The organism is Rhizobium sp. BK098 (assembly GCF_014193155.1).
In the GTDB taxonomy this organism is placed as follows: Bacteria; Pseudomonadota; Alphaproteobacteria; order Rhizobiales; family Rhizobiaceae; genus Rhizobium.
In genome coordinates this window covers 207,654-222,881 of the sequence record NZ_JACHYY010000002.1, presented here as the reverse complement: position 1 = coordinate 222,881, position 15,228 = coordinate 207,654, and the positions used below count along the sequence as shown (strand labels likewise).

Here is a 15,228-nt window from a genome sequence, read left to right as displayed (position 1 = left end):
TGCGCGGGTGTAGCTCAGTCGGTTAGAGTGCCGGCCTGTCACGCCGGAGGTCGCGGGTTCGAGCCCCGTCACTCGCGCCATTCTCTCCAAGCCATTACAATCAAACGTCAATTTATTGCGATTGCGAACGGGGCTTTTTGCGTTTGCGCCAATTTGTCGCGTTGTCGTCGCAACACATTGATATCTACCGCTCGACAGGACTCCGAACGACAGATTCAAAAGGCTTGCGCGCGCGCTCTGCCTGCGCTAACCACGGCTCTGTTGCAACGCTCTTTCGCTTGCTGGGCATTTGCTCAGATGCGCCGCCCCGGCGCTGACCGCAAGCAGGGATGGACATGATGACTGGACTGCTCAGTTCCTATATTCCGATAGCGATTTTCATTGGTATTGCCCTGGTGATTGGCCTGGCGCTGTTGATTACGCCGTTTGCCGTCGCCTTCAAGGCGCCTGACTCGGAAAAGCTGTCGGCTTACGAATGCGGCTTCAATGCATTCGATGACGCCCGCATGAAGTTCGATATCCGCTTTTATCTCGTATCGATTCTCTTCATAATCTTCGATCTGGAAGTCGCCTTCCTCTTCCCGTGGGCCGTATCTTTCGGTGCGATCGGCTGGTTCGGGTTCTGGTCGATGATGGTGTTCCTCGCGGTGCTGACCATCGGCTTTATCTATGAATGGAAGAAGGGAGCCCTGGAATGGGAGTAGCTCCAAGCAACACGACGCTCGTTGCGTCGCAGCCGAAAGGGATCATCGATCCCGCGACCGGCCGGCCTGTCGGCAGCAACGATCCGTTCTTCGGCGAGATCAACAACGAGCTCGCCGACAAGGGCTTTCTGGTCACCTCTACCGATGAGCTGATCAACTGGGCCCGTACCGGCTCGCTGATGTGGATGACCTTCGGTCTCGCCTGCTGCGCCGTCGAAATGATGCAGGTTTCGATGCCGCGTTACGACGTCGAGCGCTTTGGCTTTGCGCCGCGCGCTTCGCCCCGCCAGTCTGACGTCATGATCGTTGCCGGCACGCTCACCAACAAGATGGCGCCCGCTCTGCGCAAGGTCTACGACCAGATGCCCGAGCCGCGTTACGTCATTTCGATGGGCTCCTGCGCGAACGGCGGCGGCTATTATCACTATTCCTATTCCGTCGTTCGCGGATGCGACCGTGTCGTTCCGATCGACATTTATATTCCGGGCTGTCCTCCCACAGCGGAAGCGCTGCTTTACGGCGTGCTTCTGCTGCAGAAGAAGATCCGGCGCACCGGCACGATCGAACGGTAAGGCAGGGGACAAGGTATTATGAGTGAAGCCCTGAACGAGCTTGCCGCCTACCTCACGGAAGTCCGCAGCGCCTTGATCTCGTCGAGCGAGATCAAATATGGCGAGCTGACCGTGACGACGACGACCGAAAACGTTATCGCCCTGCTGACCTTCCTGCGTGATGACGCCAGGTGCGGCTTCGTCAACATGACGGATATTTGCGGCGTTGACTGGCCGCAGCGTGTCGAGCGTTTCGACGTGGTATACCATCTGCTGTCGCCCAAGAAGAACCTGCGCATCCGCGTCAAGGTTCCCGTCGGCGAAGATCAGCCTGTTCCCTCCGCCTGCGGTATCTATCCCGGCGCGGATTGGTTCGAGCGCGAAACCTGGGACATGTACGGCGTTCTCTTTACCGGCCATCCGGATCTGCGCCGTATCCTGACCGACTACGGTTTCGAAGGTCACCCGCTGCGTAAGGACTTCCCGACGACCGGTTTCGTCGAAGTCCGCTACGATGATGCCGCCAAGCGCGTCGTCTATGAGCCGGTGGAACTGAAGCAGGAATTCCGCAACTTCGATTTCCTGTCGCCGTGGGAGGGTACCGACTACGTGCTCCCGGGCGACGAAAAGGCGAAGGCCTGATTGTTGGCGTGTGGCGGGCTTCGGCCTGCCATCCTCTGAAATTCCGAAAACGCGAGCATCGCCGTCATGACAGAACATAACGTTCGCAACTTCAACATCAATTTCGGTCCGCAGCATCCGGCTGCGCACGGCGTTTTGCGTCTTGTCCTCGAATTGGACGGCGAAATTGTGGAACGCGTCGATCCCCATATCGGCCTGCTGCATCGCGGCACGGAAAAGCTGATCGAGACGAAGACCTATCTTCAGGCCGTTCCTTATTTCGACCGCCTCGACTATGTCGCGCCGATGAACCAGGAGCATGCCTATGCCTTGGCCGTCGAAAAGCTGCTCGGCATTGATATCCCGATCCGCGGCCAGCTGATCCGCGTCCTTTATTCAGAAATCGGCCGTATCCTGTCGCATCTTCTGAACGTCACGACGCAGGCTATGGACGTCGGCGCGCTGACGCCGCCGCTCTGGGGCTTCGAAGAGCGCGAAAAGCTGATGGTGTTCTACGAGCGCGCTTCCGGTTCGCGCATGCATGCCGCCTACATCCGTCCGGGCGGCGTTCACCAGGATCTGCCTGAAAAGCTCGTGCAGGATATCGGCGACTGGTGCGATCCTTTCCTGAAGGCGCTCGACGATATCGATGACCTGCTAACCGGCAACCGCATCTTCAAGCAGCGTAACGTCGATATCGGCGTAGTCTCGCTGGAAGACTGTTGGGCCTGGGGCTTCTCCGGCGTCATGGTACGCGGCTCCGGTGCTGCCTGGGACTTGCGCAAAGCGCAGCCTTACGAATGTTACTCCGATCTCGAATTCGATATTCCCATCGGCAAGAACGGCGACTGTTACGACCGTTACCTCATCCGCATGATCGAAATGCGCGAATCTGTCCGCATCATGAAGCAGTGCGTCAATCGCCTGCTCGGCGATGCCAGGACCGGACCGGTTTCATCGCTCGATGGTAAGGTGGTTCCGCCGAAGCGCGGAGAGATGAAGCGCTCCATGGAAGCGCTGATCCACCATTTCAAGCTCTATACCGAAGGCTATCACGTGCCGGCCGGCGAGGTTTATGCAGCCGTCGAAGCGCCGAAGGGCGAATTCGGCGTCTATCTCGTCTCGGACGGCTCCAACAAGCCTTATCGCTGCAAGATCCGCGCGCCGGGCTATGCGCATCTGCAGGCCATGGACTTCATGTGCCGCGGCCACCAGCTCGCCGACGTCGCAGCCGTGCTCGGTTCGCTCGATATCGTCTTCGGTGAGGTGGATCGCTGATGCGGATTTGGCAGGCGATAGTTCCGGCGCTTCTGGTCACTTGCGGTGCCTCGGCACAGCAGACCGGCAAAACGCCGAGCCTGCCGACCCTCAACATGCAGGGTTCGAATGCCACGAGCACGAATACTGCAAAAGGCGGAAATGAGGGTACGTCGGGCGGAGATTCAACCGTTGCGGACCTTCTCTCCCGTGGCTACCAGATCAAGGCCGCCGTGCCGAACGGCGGCAAGTTCGTTGTGTTTATGCAGAAAGACCAGTCGGCCTATGCCTGCGAATTCTCGTCTCTGACGAATACGCGGTGTGGGTCCTTAAACTGAGATAAGGCGTGAAAGATGTCCGTTCGTCGACTAGCCGAAGATCAATTCCAGCCTGCCGCCTTCGCTTTCAATGCGGAGAATTCGGTCTGGGCTGAAAAGACGATCCAGAAATACCCGGAGGGCCGCCAGCAGTCCGCGATCATCCCTCTGATGATGCGTGCGCAGGAGCAGGAAGGCTGGGTCACCAAGGCGGCCATCGAAACGATCGCCGACATGCTCGACATGGCCTATATCCGCGCGCTCGAAGTCGCGACCTTCTATACGCAGTTCCAGCTGCACCCGGTTGGCACGCGCGCCCACGTTCAGGTTTGCGGCACGACGCCGTGCATGCTGCGCGGCGCCGAGGGGCTGATCAAGGTCTGCAAGAGCCGGATCAACGATCACGCTTTCGAGCGCAATGCCGACGGCACGCTCTCCTGGGAAGAGGTCGAATGTCAGGGCGCCTGCGTCAATGCACCGATGGTGGTGATCGGCAAGGATACCTATGAGGATCTCACGCCGGCACGCCTGGAAGAGATCATCGATGCATTCGCCGCAGGCAAGGGTCATGAGATTCAGACCGGCCCACAGATCGATCGCGTTTTCTCCGCGCCGGAAGGCGGTTTAACGTCGCTCCTGTCGGATGAGGCTAAGGCAAAGAGCACGGCGAGCAAGGTGGCCAAGGCTACTGCTGATACCGTATCGATCCCGCCGTCCGAAGCTGCCCGTGCCAAGAGCACGGATGCGGAAACCAATAAGAGCCTAAAGACGCCGGCGACGGCGCCGAAGGAAGCGGCCAAGAACGCCAAGGCAGCGGAAACTCAGCCGCTTTCTGGGACTGCGGCTGCCGAGCCTGTCGCCGGAAAGCCGTCGCTCGACGACAAGAATCGTCCCGCCGGTATCGAAAGACCCGCGCAGCCGGACAATCTGCAGCTCATTTCAGGCGTTGGCCCGAAGATCGAAGGGACCTTGCATGAACTTGGCATCTTTACCTTTGCGCAGATTGCCAGCTGGCACGAAGCAGAGCGCCATTGGGTCGACGGCTATCTGAATTTCAAGGGCCGGATCGATCGTGACGACTGGGTCAGGCAGGCTGAGGCACTCGCTAAGGGTGGCGAAGCGGAATATATCAAGGTCTTCGGCAAGAAGCCGCGGTAAGAGGTGAAGCATGTTACAGGATCAGGATCGCATCTTTACCAATATCTACGGCCTCAAGGATAAATCCCTGAAGGGCGCGATGTCGCGCGGCCATTGGGACGGCACGAAGCAAATCCTCGAAAAGGGCCGTGACTGGATCATCAACGAGATGAAGGCATCCGGCCTTCGCGGTCGCGGCGGCGCAGGCTTCCCGACCGGACTCAAGTGGTCCTTCATGCCGAAGGAAAGTGACGGCCGTCCGCATTATCTCGTCGTCAATGCCGACGAGTCGGAACCCGGCACCTGCAAGGACCGCGACATCATGCGCCACGATCCGCATACGCTGATCGAAGGCTGCGTCATCGCTGGTTTCGCCATGGGCGCGAATACCGCTTACATCTATGTCCGCGGTGAGTACATGCGCGAGCGCGAAGCCCTGCAGGCAGCGATCGATGAATGCTACGATGCTGGATTGCTGGGCAAAAACAATAAGCTCGGCTGGGATTTTGATGTTTTCGTTCATCACGGCGCCGGCGCTTACATCTGCGGCGAGGAAACCGCGCTGCTCGAAAGCCTGGAAGGCAAGAAGGGCCAGCCGCGCCTGAAGCCGCCATTCCCGGCCAATATGGGTCTCTACGGCTGCCCGACGACGGTCAACAATGTTGAGTCGATCGCCGTTGCTCCGACGATCCTGCGCCGCGGCGCCGGCTGGTTCTCCTCCTTCGGCCGTCCGAACAATGTCGGCACGAAGCTGTTCATGCTCTCCGGTCACGTCAACCGTCCCTGCACGGTCGAGGAAACCATGGGCATCACCTTCCGTGAGCTCGTCGACAAGCACGCCGGCGGCATTCGCGGCGGCTGGGATAACCTGCTCGCCGTCATTCCCGGCGGCGCATCGTGCCCGGTCGTTCCGGCTGCTGACATCATCGACTGCCCGATGGATTTCGATGGCTTGCGCGAAGTCAAGTCGTCCTTCGGCACGGCTGCGGCGATCGTCATGGACAAGTCGACCGACATCATCAAGGCGATTGCCCGCATCTCGGCCTTCTTCAAGCATGAGAGCTGCGGCCAGTGCACGCCGTGCCGCGAAGGCACGGGCTGGATGTGGCGCGTTCTCGAGCGCATGGCTCGCGGCAACGCGCAGAAGCGCGAGATCGACATGCTGTTCCAGGTGACGAAGCAGATCGAAGGTCATACCATCTGTGCGCTCGGTGACGCAGCCGCATGGCCGGTTCAGGGCCTGATTCGCAATTTCCGTCCCGAGATCGAAAAGCGCATCGACCAGTATACCGCCAATGCGACAAGCCACGGCGCTGTTCTGGAAGCAGCCGAGTAAGGATCGAAGATGGCGAAGACCAACGATATCAGGCAGGAGAGCGGAGCGGCCGGTAACGCATCGGCCGATCTTGGCCGCACTGCTGCCGATATGTTTGGGAACGCGCCGATCATGCCGATCCATCCGCTGATGGCTCATCCGGCCGCAGCCATTGCCGCGGTCACCGCAATCGGTTTCGGCTTTACCTCGCAACTGGCCGGCGCGTTTTTTGGCGCTTTCCAGGGCGCGGTCGAAGCAACCACCCGGCTGGCCGATGCCCTTGAAGACGAAAAACATCCGGCTGAGGTCGCTGCGAAGCCAGCGGGCGTGGACGGTGGGGCAGGGGACGCCAAACCTGTAAAGCCCGAGGCTGCAGTCAAGGAGACTGCGGTCAAGGCTGTTGCACCGAAACCGGTTGCTGCGAAGCAGAGGCCGGCTGCCGTGAAGAAAGCCGAGCCGAAGCCCGCGGTTGTCTCACCCAAGGCGGTTACGGCTCCTGCAAAGAAGACGGCGAAGGTTGAAGCCGCTGCGCCCGTCGCCGTAAAGCCGGCTCCTGCGCGCGGCCGCAAGGCAGCCGAGAAGGCTGACGACCTGAAGCGAATTTCCGGCGTCGGTCCGAAGCTGGAGCAGGTGCTGAACGGACGCGGCATCAAGCGCTTCGCCGATATCGCCGCCTGGAGCGACGCGGATGTCGAGCGGATCGATGGCGAGCTCGGTTTCGACGGTCGCATCCGGCGCGATGACTGGGTTGGCCAGGCGAAGGCGCTGCTGCCGAAGGGCCGGAGTTAGGGTTTTCCTCGGCTGGATCGCGGCTGGGGAGGGTGAATGAAGGCGATGGAGACGATGTGGGTGCCCCACATGGCTCGATCGCAAAGCGGGTCTTGCGGGGACAAGGCTTGGCAAAGCTTATTGTGAGCAAGCTGGTGCTATCAGGCGTCTGAGCCGCCCCGATGGCAATCCGGTCTGCGATCATGAAATTGTCTGCGGCCAGGTTGGGCTGAAGACGTGACATAGGACTGAGTGGACGATGGCTAAACTGAAGATTGACGGTAAAGAGATCGAAGTTCCGGATCACTACACGCTTATCCAGGCGTGCGAGGAAGCCGGCGCCGAAGTCCCGCGCTTCTGCTTCCATGAACGACTGTCGGTGGCCGGCAATTGCCGCATGTGCCTCGTTGAGGTGAAGGGTGGCCCGCCGAAGCCGCAGGCGTCTTGCGCCATGGGCGTTCGCGATATCCGCGGCGGCCCGAACGGTGAGCTCCCGGAAGTCTTCACCAACACGCCGATGGTCAAGAAGGCCCGCGAAGGCGTGATGGAATTCCTGCTGATCAACCACCCGCTGGATTGCCCGATCTGCGATCAGGGTGGCGAATGCGACCTGCAGGACCAGGCCATGGCCTTCGGTATCGACAGCTCGCGCTATCAGGAAGACAAGCGCGCCGTCGAGGACAAATATATCGGCCCGCTCGTCAAGACGGTGATGAACCGCTGCATCCATTGCACGCGCTGCGTCCGCTTCACGACGGAAGTTGCCGGCATTTCCGAACTCGGTCTCATCGGCCGCGGTGAAGATGCTGAAATCACCACCTATCTCGAGCAGGCGATGACCTCCGAGTTGCAGGGTAACGTCGTTGACCTTTGCCCGGTCGGCGCACTGACCTCCAAGCCCTTCGCCTTCACGGCTCGTCCGTGGGAGCTGAACAAGACCGAATCGATCGACGTCATGGACGCTCTCGGCTCGGCAATCCGTGTCGATACGCGCGGCCGCGAAGTCATGCGCGTGCTGCCCCGCGTCAACGAGCAGATCAACGAAGAGTGGATTTCCGACAAGACCCGCTTTATCTGGGACGGCCTGAAGACCCAGCGCCTGGACAAGCCCTATGTCCGCAAGGACGGCCGTCTGCAACCGGCAAGCTGGAGCGACGCTTTCGCTGCCATCAAGTCGGCCGTTTCCGCCACCAGCGGCGACAAGATCGGCGCGATCGCCGGCGATCTCGCCTCGGTCGAGGAAATGTACGCCCTTGGCGAGCTGCTGAAGTCGCTCGGATCGGAAAATCTCGACTGTCGCCAAGACGGGACGGCGCTTGATCCGTCGCTCGGCCGCGCAAGCTACATCTTCAACCCGAGCATCCAAGGCATCGAAGCCGCTGATGCGCTGCTGATCGTCGGCGCCAATCCGCGCTTCGAGGCTGCAGTGATGAACTCGCGCATCCGCAAGCGCTGGCGTCGCGGCAAGTTCCCGATCGGCGTGATCGGCGAAGCTGCAGACCTTCGCTACTCCTATGACTATCTCGGCGCCGGTCCGGACACGCTGGCAGATCTCGTCAGCGGCTCGCACAGCTTCGCCGACGTGCTGAGGAATGCTCAGAAGCCGATGATCATCATCGGCCAGGGCGCCCTGATCCGCGAAGACGGTGCCGAGGTTCTGGCAAACGCCGCCAAGCTCGCTGCCGCCGTCGGCGTCGTCAAGGAAGACTGGAACGGTTTTGCCGTGCTGCACACGGCAGCTGCGCGTGTCGGCGGCCTTGATCTCGGCTTCGTGCCGGGTGCAAAGGGCGTCAATGCCGCTGCCATGCTGTCGTCGATGGAAGTCCTCTTCCTGCTGGGCGCCGATGAGCTCGACTTCAGCCGCAAGGGCGCGAAGTTTACGGTTTATATTGGCTCGCACGGCGATAACGGCGCTCAGAACGCCGATGTCATCCTTCCGGCGGCTGCCTACACTGAAAAGTCGGGCACCTGGGTCAACACCGAAGGCCGCATCCAGATGGGGAACCGCGCCGGTTTCGCACCGGGCGATGCCCGCGAGGACTGGGCGATCATCCGTGCCCTTTCCGACGTGCTCGGCAAGAAGCTTCCCTTTGATTCGCTGAGGGAATTGCGCGCCAAACTCTATGCAGCCTTCCCGCATTTCGCCGGCATCGACGAGATTGCCGAAGCTGATAGCGCCCAAATTGCCGCACTTGCGAAAAAAGCCGGCGCAATGGGCAAATCGGCATTTGCTTCGCCGATCAAAGACTTCTATTTGACGAACCCGATAACGCGCGCATCGGCTGTCATGGCCGAGTGCTCGGCATTGGCCCGCAACAATTTCCGCGTTGCGGCAGAGTAAGGGCAGAGGACTATGGATTCATTCGTTTCGACCTATCTCTGGCCGGCGCTGATCATGATCGGCCAGTCTCTGCTGCTTCTGGTCTGCCTGCTGATTTTCATCGCCTACATTCTGCTTGCCGACCGTAAGATCTGGGCAGCCGTGCAGCTGCGCCGTGGCCCCAATGTCGTCGGTCCCTTCGGCCTGTTCCAGTCCTTTGCCGACTTGCTCAAGTTCATGTTCAAGGAGCCGATCATCCCGGCTGGCGCCAACAAGACCGTGTTCCTGCTGGCTCCACTGGTTTCGGTGGTATTGGCGCTGTCGACCTGGGCTGTCGTGCCTGTCGCGCAGAACTGGGTCGTCGCCGACATCAACGTCGGCATCCTCTACATTCTGGCGATTTCGTCGCTCGAAGTTTACGGCATCATCATGGGCGGCTGGGCTTCGAACTCGAAGTATCCGTTCCTCGGCGCGCTCCGTTCGGCCGCGCAGATGGTGTCCTATGAAGTCTCGATCGGCCTCGTCATTGTAACCGTGCTGCTCTGCGTCGGTTCGCTGAACCTGACGGATATCGTGCTCTCGCAGCAGACCGGACTCGGCACCAAGCTCGGCCTGCCGGCCTCGTTCCTCGACTGGCACTGGCTGTCGCTGTTCCCGATGTTCATCGTGTTCTTCATTTCGGCGCTGGCTGAAACGAACCGTCCGCCCTTCGATCTTCCAGAAGCGGAATCGGAACTGGTTGCCGGCTTCATGGTCGAATACGGCTCCTCGCCCTACATGATGTTCATGCTCGGCGAATATGCCGCCGTCGTCCTGATGTGCTCGCTGACGACGATCCTCTTCCTCGGTGGCTGGCTGCCTCCGGTTGATATCTGGATCCTGAACTGGGTTCCGGGCATCATCTGGTTCCTGCTGAAGTCGTGCCTTGTGTTCTTCATGTTCGCGATGGTGAAGGCTTTCGTGCCGCGCTACCGCTATGACCAGCTCATGCGCCTTGGCTGGAAGGTTTTCCTGCCGCTGTCGCTCGCCATGGTCGTTATCGTTGCATTCGTGCTGAAGCTGACGGGATGGGCATGATGATGTCGATCCTCGCTTCAAGCAGATTTGGAGGTTGAAGATGGCCGGAATTTCCAACGCCGTCAGCTCGCTGTTCCTCAAGGAATTTGTCGGCGCATTCTTTTTGTCGATGCGTTACTTCTTCAAGCAGAAGGCAACGATCAACTACCCGTTCGAAAAGGGGCCGGTCAGCCCGCGCTTCCGCGGCGAACATGCGCTGCGCCGTTATCCGAACGGCGAAGAGCGTTGCATCGCCTGCAAGCTCTGCGAAGCCATCTGTCCTGCCCAGGCCATCACCATCGAAGCCGGGCCGCGCCGCAACGACGGCACCCGCCGCACGGTGCGCTACGACATCGACATGGTGAAGTGCATCTATTGCGGCTTCTGCCAGGAGGCATGCCCGGTCGACGCCATCGTCGAAGGGCCGAACTTTGAATTCGCCACCGAAACCCGCGAAGAGCTCTATTTCGACAAGGCGCGGCTTTTGGAAAATGGCGACCGCTGGGAACGCGAAATCGCGCGCAATATCGCGATCGATTCGCCGTACCGCTGAGCGGAGTTTTGAATATGTCGTGACAGGCGGCCGATTGTCGCCGTCGCGGTTGAATCTAGACCGGAGTTTTGTCGGACCTATCGTCCGGCCTGGCTCCATCGGGCAGGGAAACTCCCGGCTGCCCGGGGGAAGACGAAAAAGGCACCAACATGGGTCTGCAGGCTCTTTTTTTCTATATCTTCGCCTTTGTCGCTGTGGCGTCGGCGTTCATGGTCATCTCGGCGCGGAATCCGGTCCATTCGGTCCTGTTCCTCATCCTGGTATTCTTCAACGCGGCCGGCCTCTTCCTCTTGATGGGGGCTGAATTCCTGGCGATGATCCTGCTGGTCGTTTATGTCGGCGCCGTGGCGGTTCTCTTCCTTTTCGTCGTCATGATGCTCGATATCGACTTTTCGGAGTTGAGGGCTGGCATCCTGGAATATGCGCCGATCGGTGCTTTGATCGGGGTGATCCTTGCGGCCGAGCTCATCGTCGTCATCGGCGGCAGCGTGATTTCGCCGACTATCGCCAAGACCGTCGCCATGCCGATCCCGGCGCTGACGCAGCGGACCAACACCGCCGCCCTCGGCGATGTGCTCTATACCAATTACGTTTACTTCTTCGAAATCGCCGGCCTTGTGCTGCTGGTCGCGATGATCGGCGCAATCGTGCTGACGCTGAAGCATCGCACGCATATCAAGCGCCAGAACATTTCCCAACAGGTCGCCCGCACGCCCGCGACCGCCGTCGAGGTGGTCAAGGTCAAGCCGGGGCAGGGCGTCTGAGGCGAGGCACGAGGATCAAAGGAACAAGAACATGGTCATCGGACTTTCCCATTACCTCACGGTCAGCGCCATCCTCTTCGTGCTCGGCGTCTTCGGTATCTTTCTGAACCGCAAGAACGTCATCATCATCCTGATGTCCGTCGAGCTCATATTGCTCGCCGTCAACATCAACATGGTCGCCTTTTCGTCGTTCCTCAACGACATCGTCGGCCAGGTTTTCGCGCTATTCATTTTGACCGTCGCTGCCGCTGAAGCTGCGATCGGTCTCGCAATTCTCGTCGTCTTCTACCGTAACCGCGGCTCGATCGCGGTCGAAGACGTCAACGTGATGAAGGGCTGATAAAGCTATGTTCTTATATAAGGCTATCGTCTTTCTTCCCCTGATTGGCGCGATCATAGCCGGCCTTTTCGGCCGTGCGATCGGCGCCAAGGCTTCGGAATATGTAACCACCGGCCTGATGATCATCGCGGCCGTCCTTTCGTGGATCGTCTTCTTCACGGTGGCGCTCGGCCACACCGATGGCCCGATCAAGGTAGAAGTCCTGCGCTGGATCCAGTCCGGCGGCATCGACGTTTCCTGGGCGCTGCGCGTCGATACGCTGACCTCGGTGATGCTGATCGTCGTGAACTCGGTCTCGACCCTGGTTCACGTCTATTCGATGGGATACATGCATCACGATCCGCATCGCCCGCGCTTCTTCGCCTACCTCTCGCTCTTCACCTTCGCCATGCTGATGCTGGTGACGTCCGACAACCTCGCCCAGATGTTCTTCGGCTGGGAAGGCGTCGGTCTCGCCTCCTATTTGCTGATCGGCTTCTGGTTCAAGAAGCCGTCCGCCTCGGCCGCCGCGATGAAGGCCTTCATCGTCAACCGTGTCGGCGACTTCGGCTTCGTGCTCGGCATAGCCGGTGTCTTCGTCCTCTTCGGCTCGATCAATTTCGACGTCATCTTCGGCAACGCCCAGAGCTTTGCTTCCGGGCAGGGCGGTCAGCCGACCGATATCGTGCTCAATTTCCTGGGCATGCACCTCGATCGCGGCCACGCGCTGACGGCCGTCTGCCTGCTGCTCTTCATGGGCGCGATGGGTAAATCGGCGCAGTTCCTGCTGCACACCTGGCTGCCGGACGCCATGGAAGGCCCGACGCCGGTTTCCGCACTCATCCATGCCGCAACCATGGTCACCGCCGGCGTTTTCCTTGTCGCCCGCATGTCGCCGATCTTCGAATTGTCGCAGGATGCACTGACCTTCGTCACCATCATCGGTGCGATCACGGCCTTCTTCGCCGCGACCGTCGGCCTCGTGCAGAACGACATCAAGCGCGTCATCGCTTACTCGACCTGTTCGCAGCTCGGCTACATGTTCGTCGCCCTCGGCGTCGGCGCTTACGGTGCTGCGATCTTCCATCTCTTCACCCACGCCTTCTTCAAGGCTCTGCTCTTCCTCTGCGCCGGCTCGGTCATCCACGCCGTCGACGGCGAGCAGGACATGCGTCACATGGGTGGCCTGCGCCCACATATCCAGAAGACCTTCTGGATGATGGTCATCGGCACGCTGGCAATCACCGGCGTCGGTATCCCGCTGACCCATATCGGTTTCGCCGGCTTCCTCTCCAAGGATGCGATCATCCTGGCGGCCTTCGCCTCGCACAACGCAGCTGCAAGCTTCGCCTTCACGCTGCTGGTCATCGCTGCGATGTTCACCAGCTTCTATTCCTGGCGCCTGATTTTCATGACCTTCTTCGGCAAGCCGCGCGCTTCGCACGAGGTCATGCACCACGTGCATGAATCGCCGAACGTCATGCTGATCCCGCTTTACCTGCTGGCGATCGGCGCCGTCGCCGCCGGTATGTATTTCAATGCTGACTTCGTCGGCCACGCCTACGAGGAATTCTGGAAGCATGCGCTGTTCACGCTCCCGGACAACAAGATCCTCGAAGAGATGGAACATGCGCCTGTCTGGGTTGAGCTCAGCCCGTTCATCGCCATGCTTCTCGGCCTCGTTACCGCCTGGTACTTCTACATCAGGTCGCCGGAAACGCCGCGCCGCCTCGCTCAGCAGCAGCGCGTCCTTTACGAGTTCCTGCTGAACAAGTGGTACTTCGACGAACTCTATGATTTCCTCTTCGTCCGCTCCGCCAAGGCGCTTGGCCGCTTTCTGTGGAAGAAGGGCGATATCGGGGTCATCGACACCATCGGCCCGAACGGCATTGCCGCCCGCGTCGTCGATGTCACCAACCGCGTCGTGCGCCTGCAGACCGGCTACCTCTATCACTACGCCTTCGCGATGCTGCTCGGTATCGCAGCCCTCGTTACCTGGATGATGCTCGGGAGTTCCCTCTGATGACCGATTGGCCCATTCTTTCAACGGTCACCTTCCTGCCGCTGGTGGGCGTTCTCCTTCTGCTGTTCACGCAGGAGAACGGCGCCAACGGCCGCCGGAACGTCCTGAACATTTCGCTGGCGACGACCATCGTCACCTTCATCGTGTCGCTGTTCGTCTGGATCTGGTTCGACAATGCCAATCCGGGCTTCCAGCTGGTGGAAAAGCATGAGTGGCTGACGGGCGGCATCAGCTATCACATGGGCGTCGACGGCATCTCCATGCTGTTCGTCATCCTGTCGACCTTCCTGATGCCGTTCTGCGTGCTGGCAAGCTGGCTCTCGGTCGAAAAGCGACTGAAGGACTACATGATCGCCTTCCTCGTCCTCGAGACGATGATGGTCGGCGTGTTCGTGTCGCTGGATATCGTGCTGTTCTACGTCTTCTTCGAAGCCGGCCTCATCCCGATGTTCCTAATCATCGGCGTCTGGGGCGGCAAGGATCGCGTTTACGCCAGCTACAAGTTCTTCCTTTACACGCTGCTCGGCTCGGTGCTGATGCTGCTCGCCATCATGGCGATGTACTGGCAGGCCGGCACGACCGATATCCCAACGCTGCTCGCCTACAAGTTCCCGCCGCAGCTGCAGACCTGGCTATGGCTCGCCTTCTTCGCCTCCTTCGCGGTGAAGATGCCGATGTGGCCGGTCCATACCTGGCTTCCAGACGCGCACGTTCAGGCGCCGACGGCCGGCTCGGTCATCCTGGCAGGCATCCTTCTGAAGCTCGGCGGCTACGGCCTCATCCGCTTCTCGCTCGGCATGTTCCCGAATGCCTCGGAATATTTCGCGCCGCTCGTCTTTGCCCTTTCTGTCATCGCCATCATCTATACCTCTCTGGTCGCGATGATGCAGGACGATATCAAGAAGCTGATCGCCTATTCGTCGGTCGCCCACATGGGCTACGTGACGATGGGTATCTTCGCGGCGAACCAGCAGGGCGTGCAGGGTGCTATCTTCCAGATGCTGTCGCACGGCATCGTCTCGGGCGCGCTCTTCCTCTGCGTCGGCGTGATCTATGACCGCACCCATACCCGCGAAATCGCGGCTTATGGCGGCTTGGTCAACAACATGCCGAAATATGCCGTCGCCATGATGGTCTTCACCATGGCGAACGTTGGTCTGCCCGGCACCTCCGGCTTCATCGGCGAATTCCTGACCCTGATCGGCGTCTTCCGCGCCAATACCTGGGTTGCGCTCTTTGCCGCGACCGGTGTGATCCTGTCGGCCGCCTACGCGCTCTGGCTCTACCGCCGTGTCATTTTCGGCGCGCTGGAAAAGGAAAACCTGAAGAAGCTTCTGGATCTGTCGCCGCGTGAACAGCTGATCCTCTATCCGCTGATCGCGCTGACGATCCTATTCGGTGTCTATCCGGCTCCGATCTTCGATGCCACGGCGGCTTCGGTGGATCTGCTGGTGAACAATTATACCGCTGCCCTGCACGCTGCGCAGAATGTTGCGCTGTCGATGAATTGATGACGGGACTTA

Annotated in this window: 15 protein-coding genes and 1 tRNA gene; all 16 read left to right on the top strand. The window is 60.0% G+C overall.

From position 1 onward, the window contains the following. The first annotated feature begins 3 nt into the window (after positions 1–3). The 16 genes from FHT73_RS05980 (at position 4) to FHT73_RS05905 (ending at position 15,216) form a co-directional block, all read left to right on the top strand. Positions 4–80, top strand: a tRNA-Asp gene (locus FHT73_RS05980). A 258-nt stretch (positions 81–338) separates the two neighbouring features. Then, positions 339–704, top strand: a complete 366-nt coding sequence (locus FHT73_RS05975) for an NADH-quinone oxidoreductase subunit A (RefSeq protein ID WP_034489570.1) — start codon at positions 339–341, stop codon at positions 702–704. Further along, positions 695–1,276, top strand: a complete 582-nt coding sequence (locus FHT73_RS05970; protein ID WP_183710355.1) for an NADH-quinone oxidoreductase subunit B — start codon at positions 695–697, stop codon at positions 1,274–1,276. The genes FHT73_RS05975 and FHT73_RS05970 overlap by 10 nt, the downstream gene beginning before the upstream one ends. An 18-nt stretch (positions 1,277–1,294) precedes the next feature. Then, a complete protein-coding gene (locus FHT73_RS05965) occupies positions 1,295–1,897 on the top strand; it encodes an NADH-quinone oxidoreductase subunit C (RefSeq protein ID WP_112337529.1) in 603 nt (200 codons plus the stop codon). Positions 1,898–1,963: 66 nt separating this feature from the next. Further along, positions 1,964–3,154, top strand: a complete 1,191-nt coding sequence (locus FHT73_RS05960) for an NADH-quinone oxidoreductase subunit D (RefSeq protein WP_112398588.1) — start codon at positions 1,964–1,966, stop codon at positions 3,152–3,154. Further along, positions 3,154–3,471, top strand: coding sequence for a hypothetical protein (locus FHT73_RS05955; RefSeq protein WP_183710353.1), 318 nt, complete (start codon positions 3,154–3,156; stop codon positions 3,469–3,471). Before FHT73_RS05960 ends, FHT73_RS05955 begins: the two co-directional genes overlap by 1 nt. Before the next feature lie 15 nt (positions 3,472–3,486). Continuing rightward, positions 3,487–4,608, top strand: a complete 1,122-nt coding sequence (locus FHT73_RS05950) for an NADH-quinone oxidoreductase subunit E (protein ID WP_183710351.1) — start codon at positions 3,487–3,489, stop codon at positions 4,606–4,608. 10 nt (positions 4,609–4,618) lie between these two features. Then, a complete protein-coding gene (gene nuoF, locus FHT73_RS05945) occupies positions 4,619–5,923 on the top strand; it encodes an NADH-quinone oxidoreductase subunit NuoF (protein WP_112607157.1) in 1,305 nt (434 codons plus the stop codon). Positions 5,924–5,932: 9 nt separating this feature from the next. Further along, positions 5,933–6,691, top strand: coding sequence for a 5' DNA nuclease (locus FHT73_RS05940; RefSeq protein WP_183710349.1), 759 nt, complete (start codon positions 5,933–5,935; stop codon positions 6,689–6,691). A gap of 238 nt (positions 6,692–6,929) precedes the next feature. Continuing rightward, a complete protein-coding gene (gene nuoG, locus FHT73_RS05935) occupies positions 6,930–9,011 on the top strand; it encodes an NADH-quinone oxidoreductase subunit NuoG (protein WP_112607153.1) in 2,082 nt (693 codons plus the stop codon). 12 nt (positions 9,012–9,023) lie between these two features. After that, complete coding sequence (nuoH, locus tag FHT73_RS05930) at positions 9,024–10,067, top strand: NADH-quinone oxidoreductase subunit NuoH (protein WP_034507519.1); 1,044 nt, start codon at positions 9,024–9,026, stop codon at positions 10,065–10,067. 40 nt (positions 10,068–10,107) lie between these two features. After that, positions 10,108–10,599, top strand: coding sequence for an NADH-quinone oxidoreductase subunit NuoI (nuoI, locus tag FHT73_RS05925; protein ID WP_092710917.1), 492 nt, complete (start codon positions 10,108–10,110; stop codon positions 10,597–10,599). A gap of 149 nt (positions 10,600–10,748) precedes the next feature. Continuing rightward, on the top strand, positions 10,749–11,363 hold the full coding sequence (locus tag FHT73_RS05920) for an NADH-quinone oxidoreductase subunit J (protein ID WP_015339514.1): 615 nt from the start codon (positions 10,749–10,751) through the stop codon (positions 11,361–11,363). Positions 11,364–11,394: 31 nt separating this feature from the next. Continuing rightward, entirely contained in the window at positions 11,395–11,703 is a 309-nt protein-coding gene (nuoK, locus tag FHT73_RS05915; RefSeq protein WP_007689961.1) for an NADH-quinone oxidoreductase subunit NuoK, read from the top strand. Positions 11,704–11,710: 7 nt separating this feature from the next. Further along, on the top strand, positions 11,711–13,705 hold the full coding sequence (nuoL, locus tag FHT73_RS05910; RefSeq protein WP_112607151.1) for an NADH-quinone oxidoreductase subunit L: 1,995 nt from the start codon (positions 11,711–11,713) through the stop codon (positions 13,703–13,705). Next, the gene (locus FHT73_RS05905) at positions 13,705–15,216 is read left to right on the top strand and encodes an NADH-quinone oxidoreductase subunit M (protein WP_112410596.1); all 1,512 of its coding nucleotides are present in this window, start codon (positions 13,705–13,707) and stop codon (positions 15,214–15,216) included. Before nuoL ends, FHT73_RS05905 begins: the two co-directional genes overlap by 1 nt. The last annotated feature ends 12 nt before the right edge of the window (positions 15,217–15,228 follow it).

What these genes read in the sequence shown, in the direction of transcription:
- FHT73_RS05975 (WP_034489570.1), top strand. Translation starts at nt 339, where the DNA reads ATGACTGGACTGCTCAGTTCCTATATTCCGATAGCGATTTTCATTGGT.
- FHT73_RS05970 (WP_183710355.1), top strand. Translation starts at nt 695, where the DNA reads ATGGGAGTAGCTCCAAGCAACACGACGCTCGTTGCGTCGCAGCCGAAA.
- FHT73_RS05965 (WP_112337529.1), top strand. Translation starts at nt 1,295, where the DNA reads ATGAGTGAAGCCCTGAACGAGCTTGCCGCCTACCTCACGGAAGTCCGC.
- FHT73_RS05960 (WP_112398588.1), top strand. Translation starts at nt 1,964, where the DNA reads ATGACAGAACATAACGTTCGCAACTTCAACATCAATTTCGGTCCGCAG.
- FHT73_RS05955 (WP_183710353.1), top strand. Translation starts at nt 3,154, where the DNA reads ATGCGGATTTGGCAGGCGATAGTTCCGGCGCTTCTGGTCACTTGCGGT.
- FHT73_RS05950 (WP_183710351.1), top strand. Translation starts at nt 3,487, where the DNA reads ATGTCCGTTCGTCGACTAGCCGAAGATCAATTCCAGCCTGCCGCCTTC.
- nuoF (WP_112607157.1), top strand. Translation starts at nt 4,619, where the DNA reads ATGTTACAGGATCAGGATCGCATCTTTACCAATATCTACGGCCTCAAG.
- FHT73_RS05940 (WP_183710349.1), top strand. Translation starts at nt 5,933, where the DNA reads ATGGCGAAGACCAACGATATCAGGCAGGAGAGCGGAGCGGCCGGTAAC.
- nuoG (WP_112607153.1), top strand. Translation starts at nt 6,930, where the DNA reads ATGGCTAAACTGAAGATTGACGGTAAAGAGATCGAAGTTCCGGATCAC.
- nuoH (WP_034507519.1), top strand. Translation starts at nt 9,024, where the DNA reads ATGGATTCATTCGTTTCGACCTATCTCTGGCCGGCGCTGATCATGATC.
- nuoI (WP_092710917.1), top strand. Translation starts at nt 10,108, where the DNA reads ATGGCCGGAATTTCCAACGCCGTCAGCTCGCTGTTCCTCAAGGAATTT.
- FHT73_RS05920 (WP_015339514.1), top strand. Translation starts at nt 10,749, where the DNA reads ATGGGTCTGCAGGCTCTTTTTTTCTATATCTTCGCCTTTGTCGCTGTG.
- nuoK (WP_007689961.1), top strand. Translation starts at nt 11,395, where the DNA reads ATGGTCATCGGACTTTCCCATTACCTCACGGTCAGCGCCATCCTCTTC.
- nuoL (WP_112607151.1), top strand. Translation starts at nt 11,711, where the DNA reads ATGTTCTTATATAAGGCTATCGTCTTTCTTCCCCTGATTGGCGCGATC.
- FHT73_RS05905 (WP_112410596.1), top strand. Translation starts at nt 13,705, where the DNA reads ATGACCGATTGGCCCATTCTTTCAACGGTCACCTTCCTGCCGCTGGTG.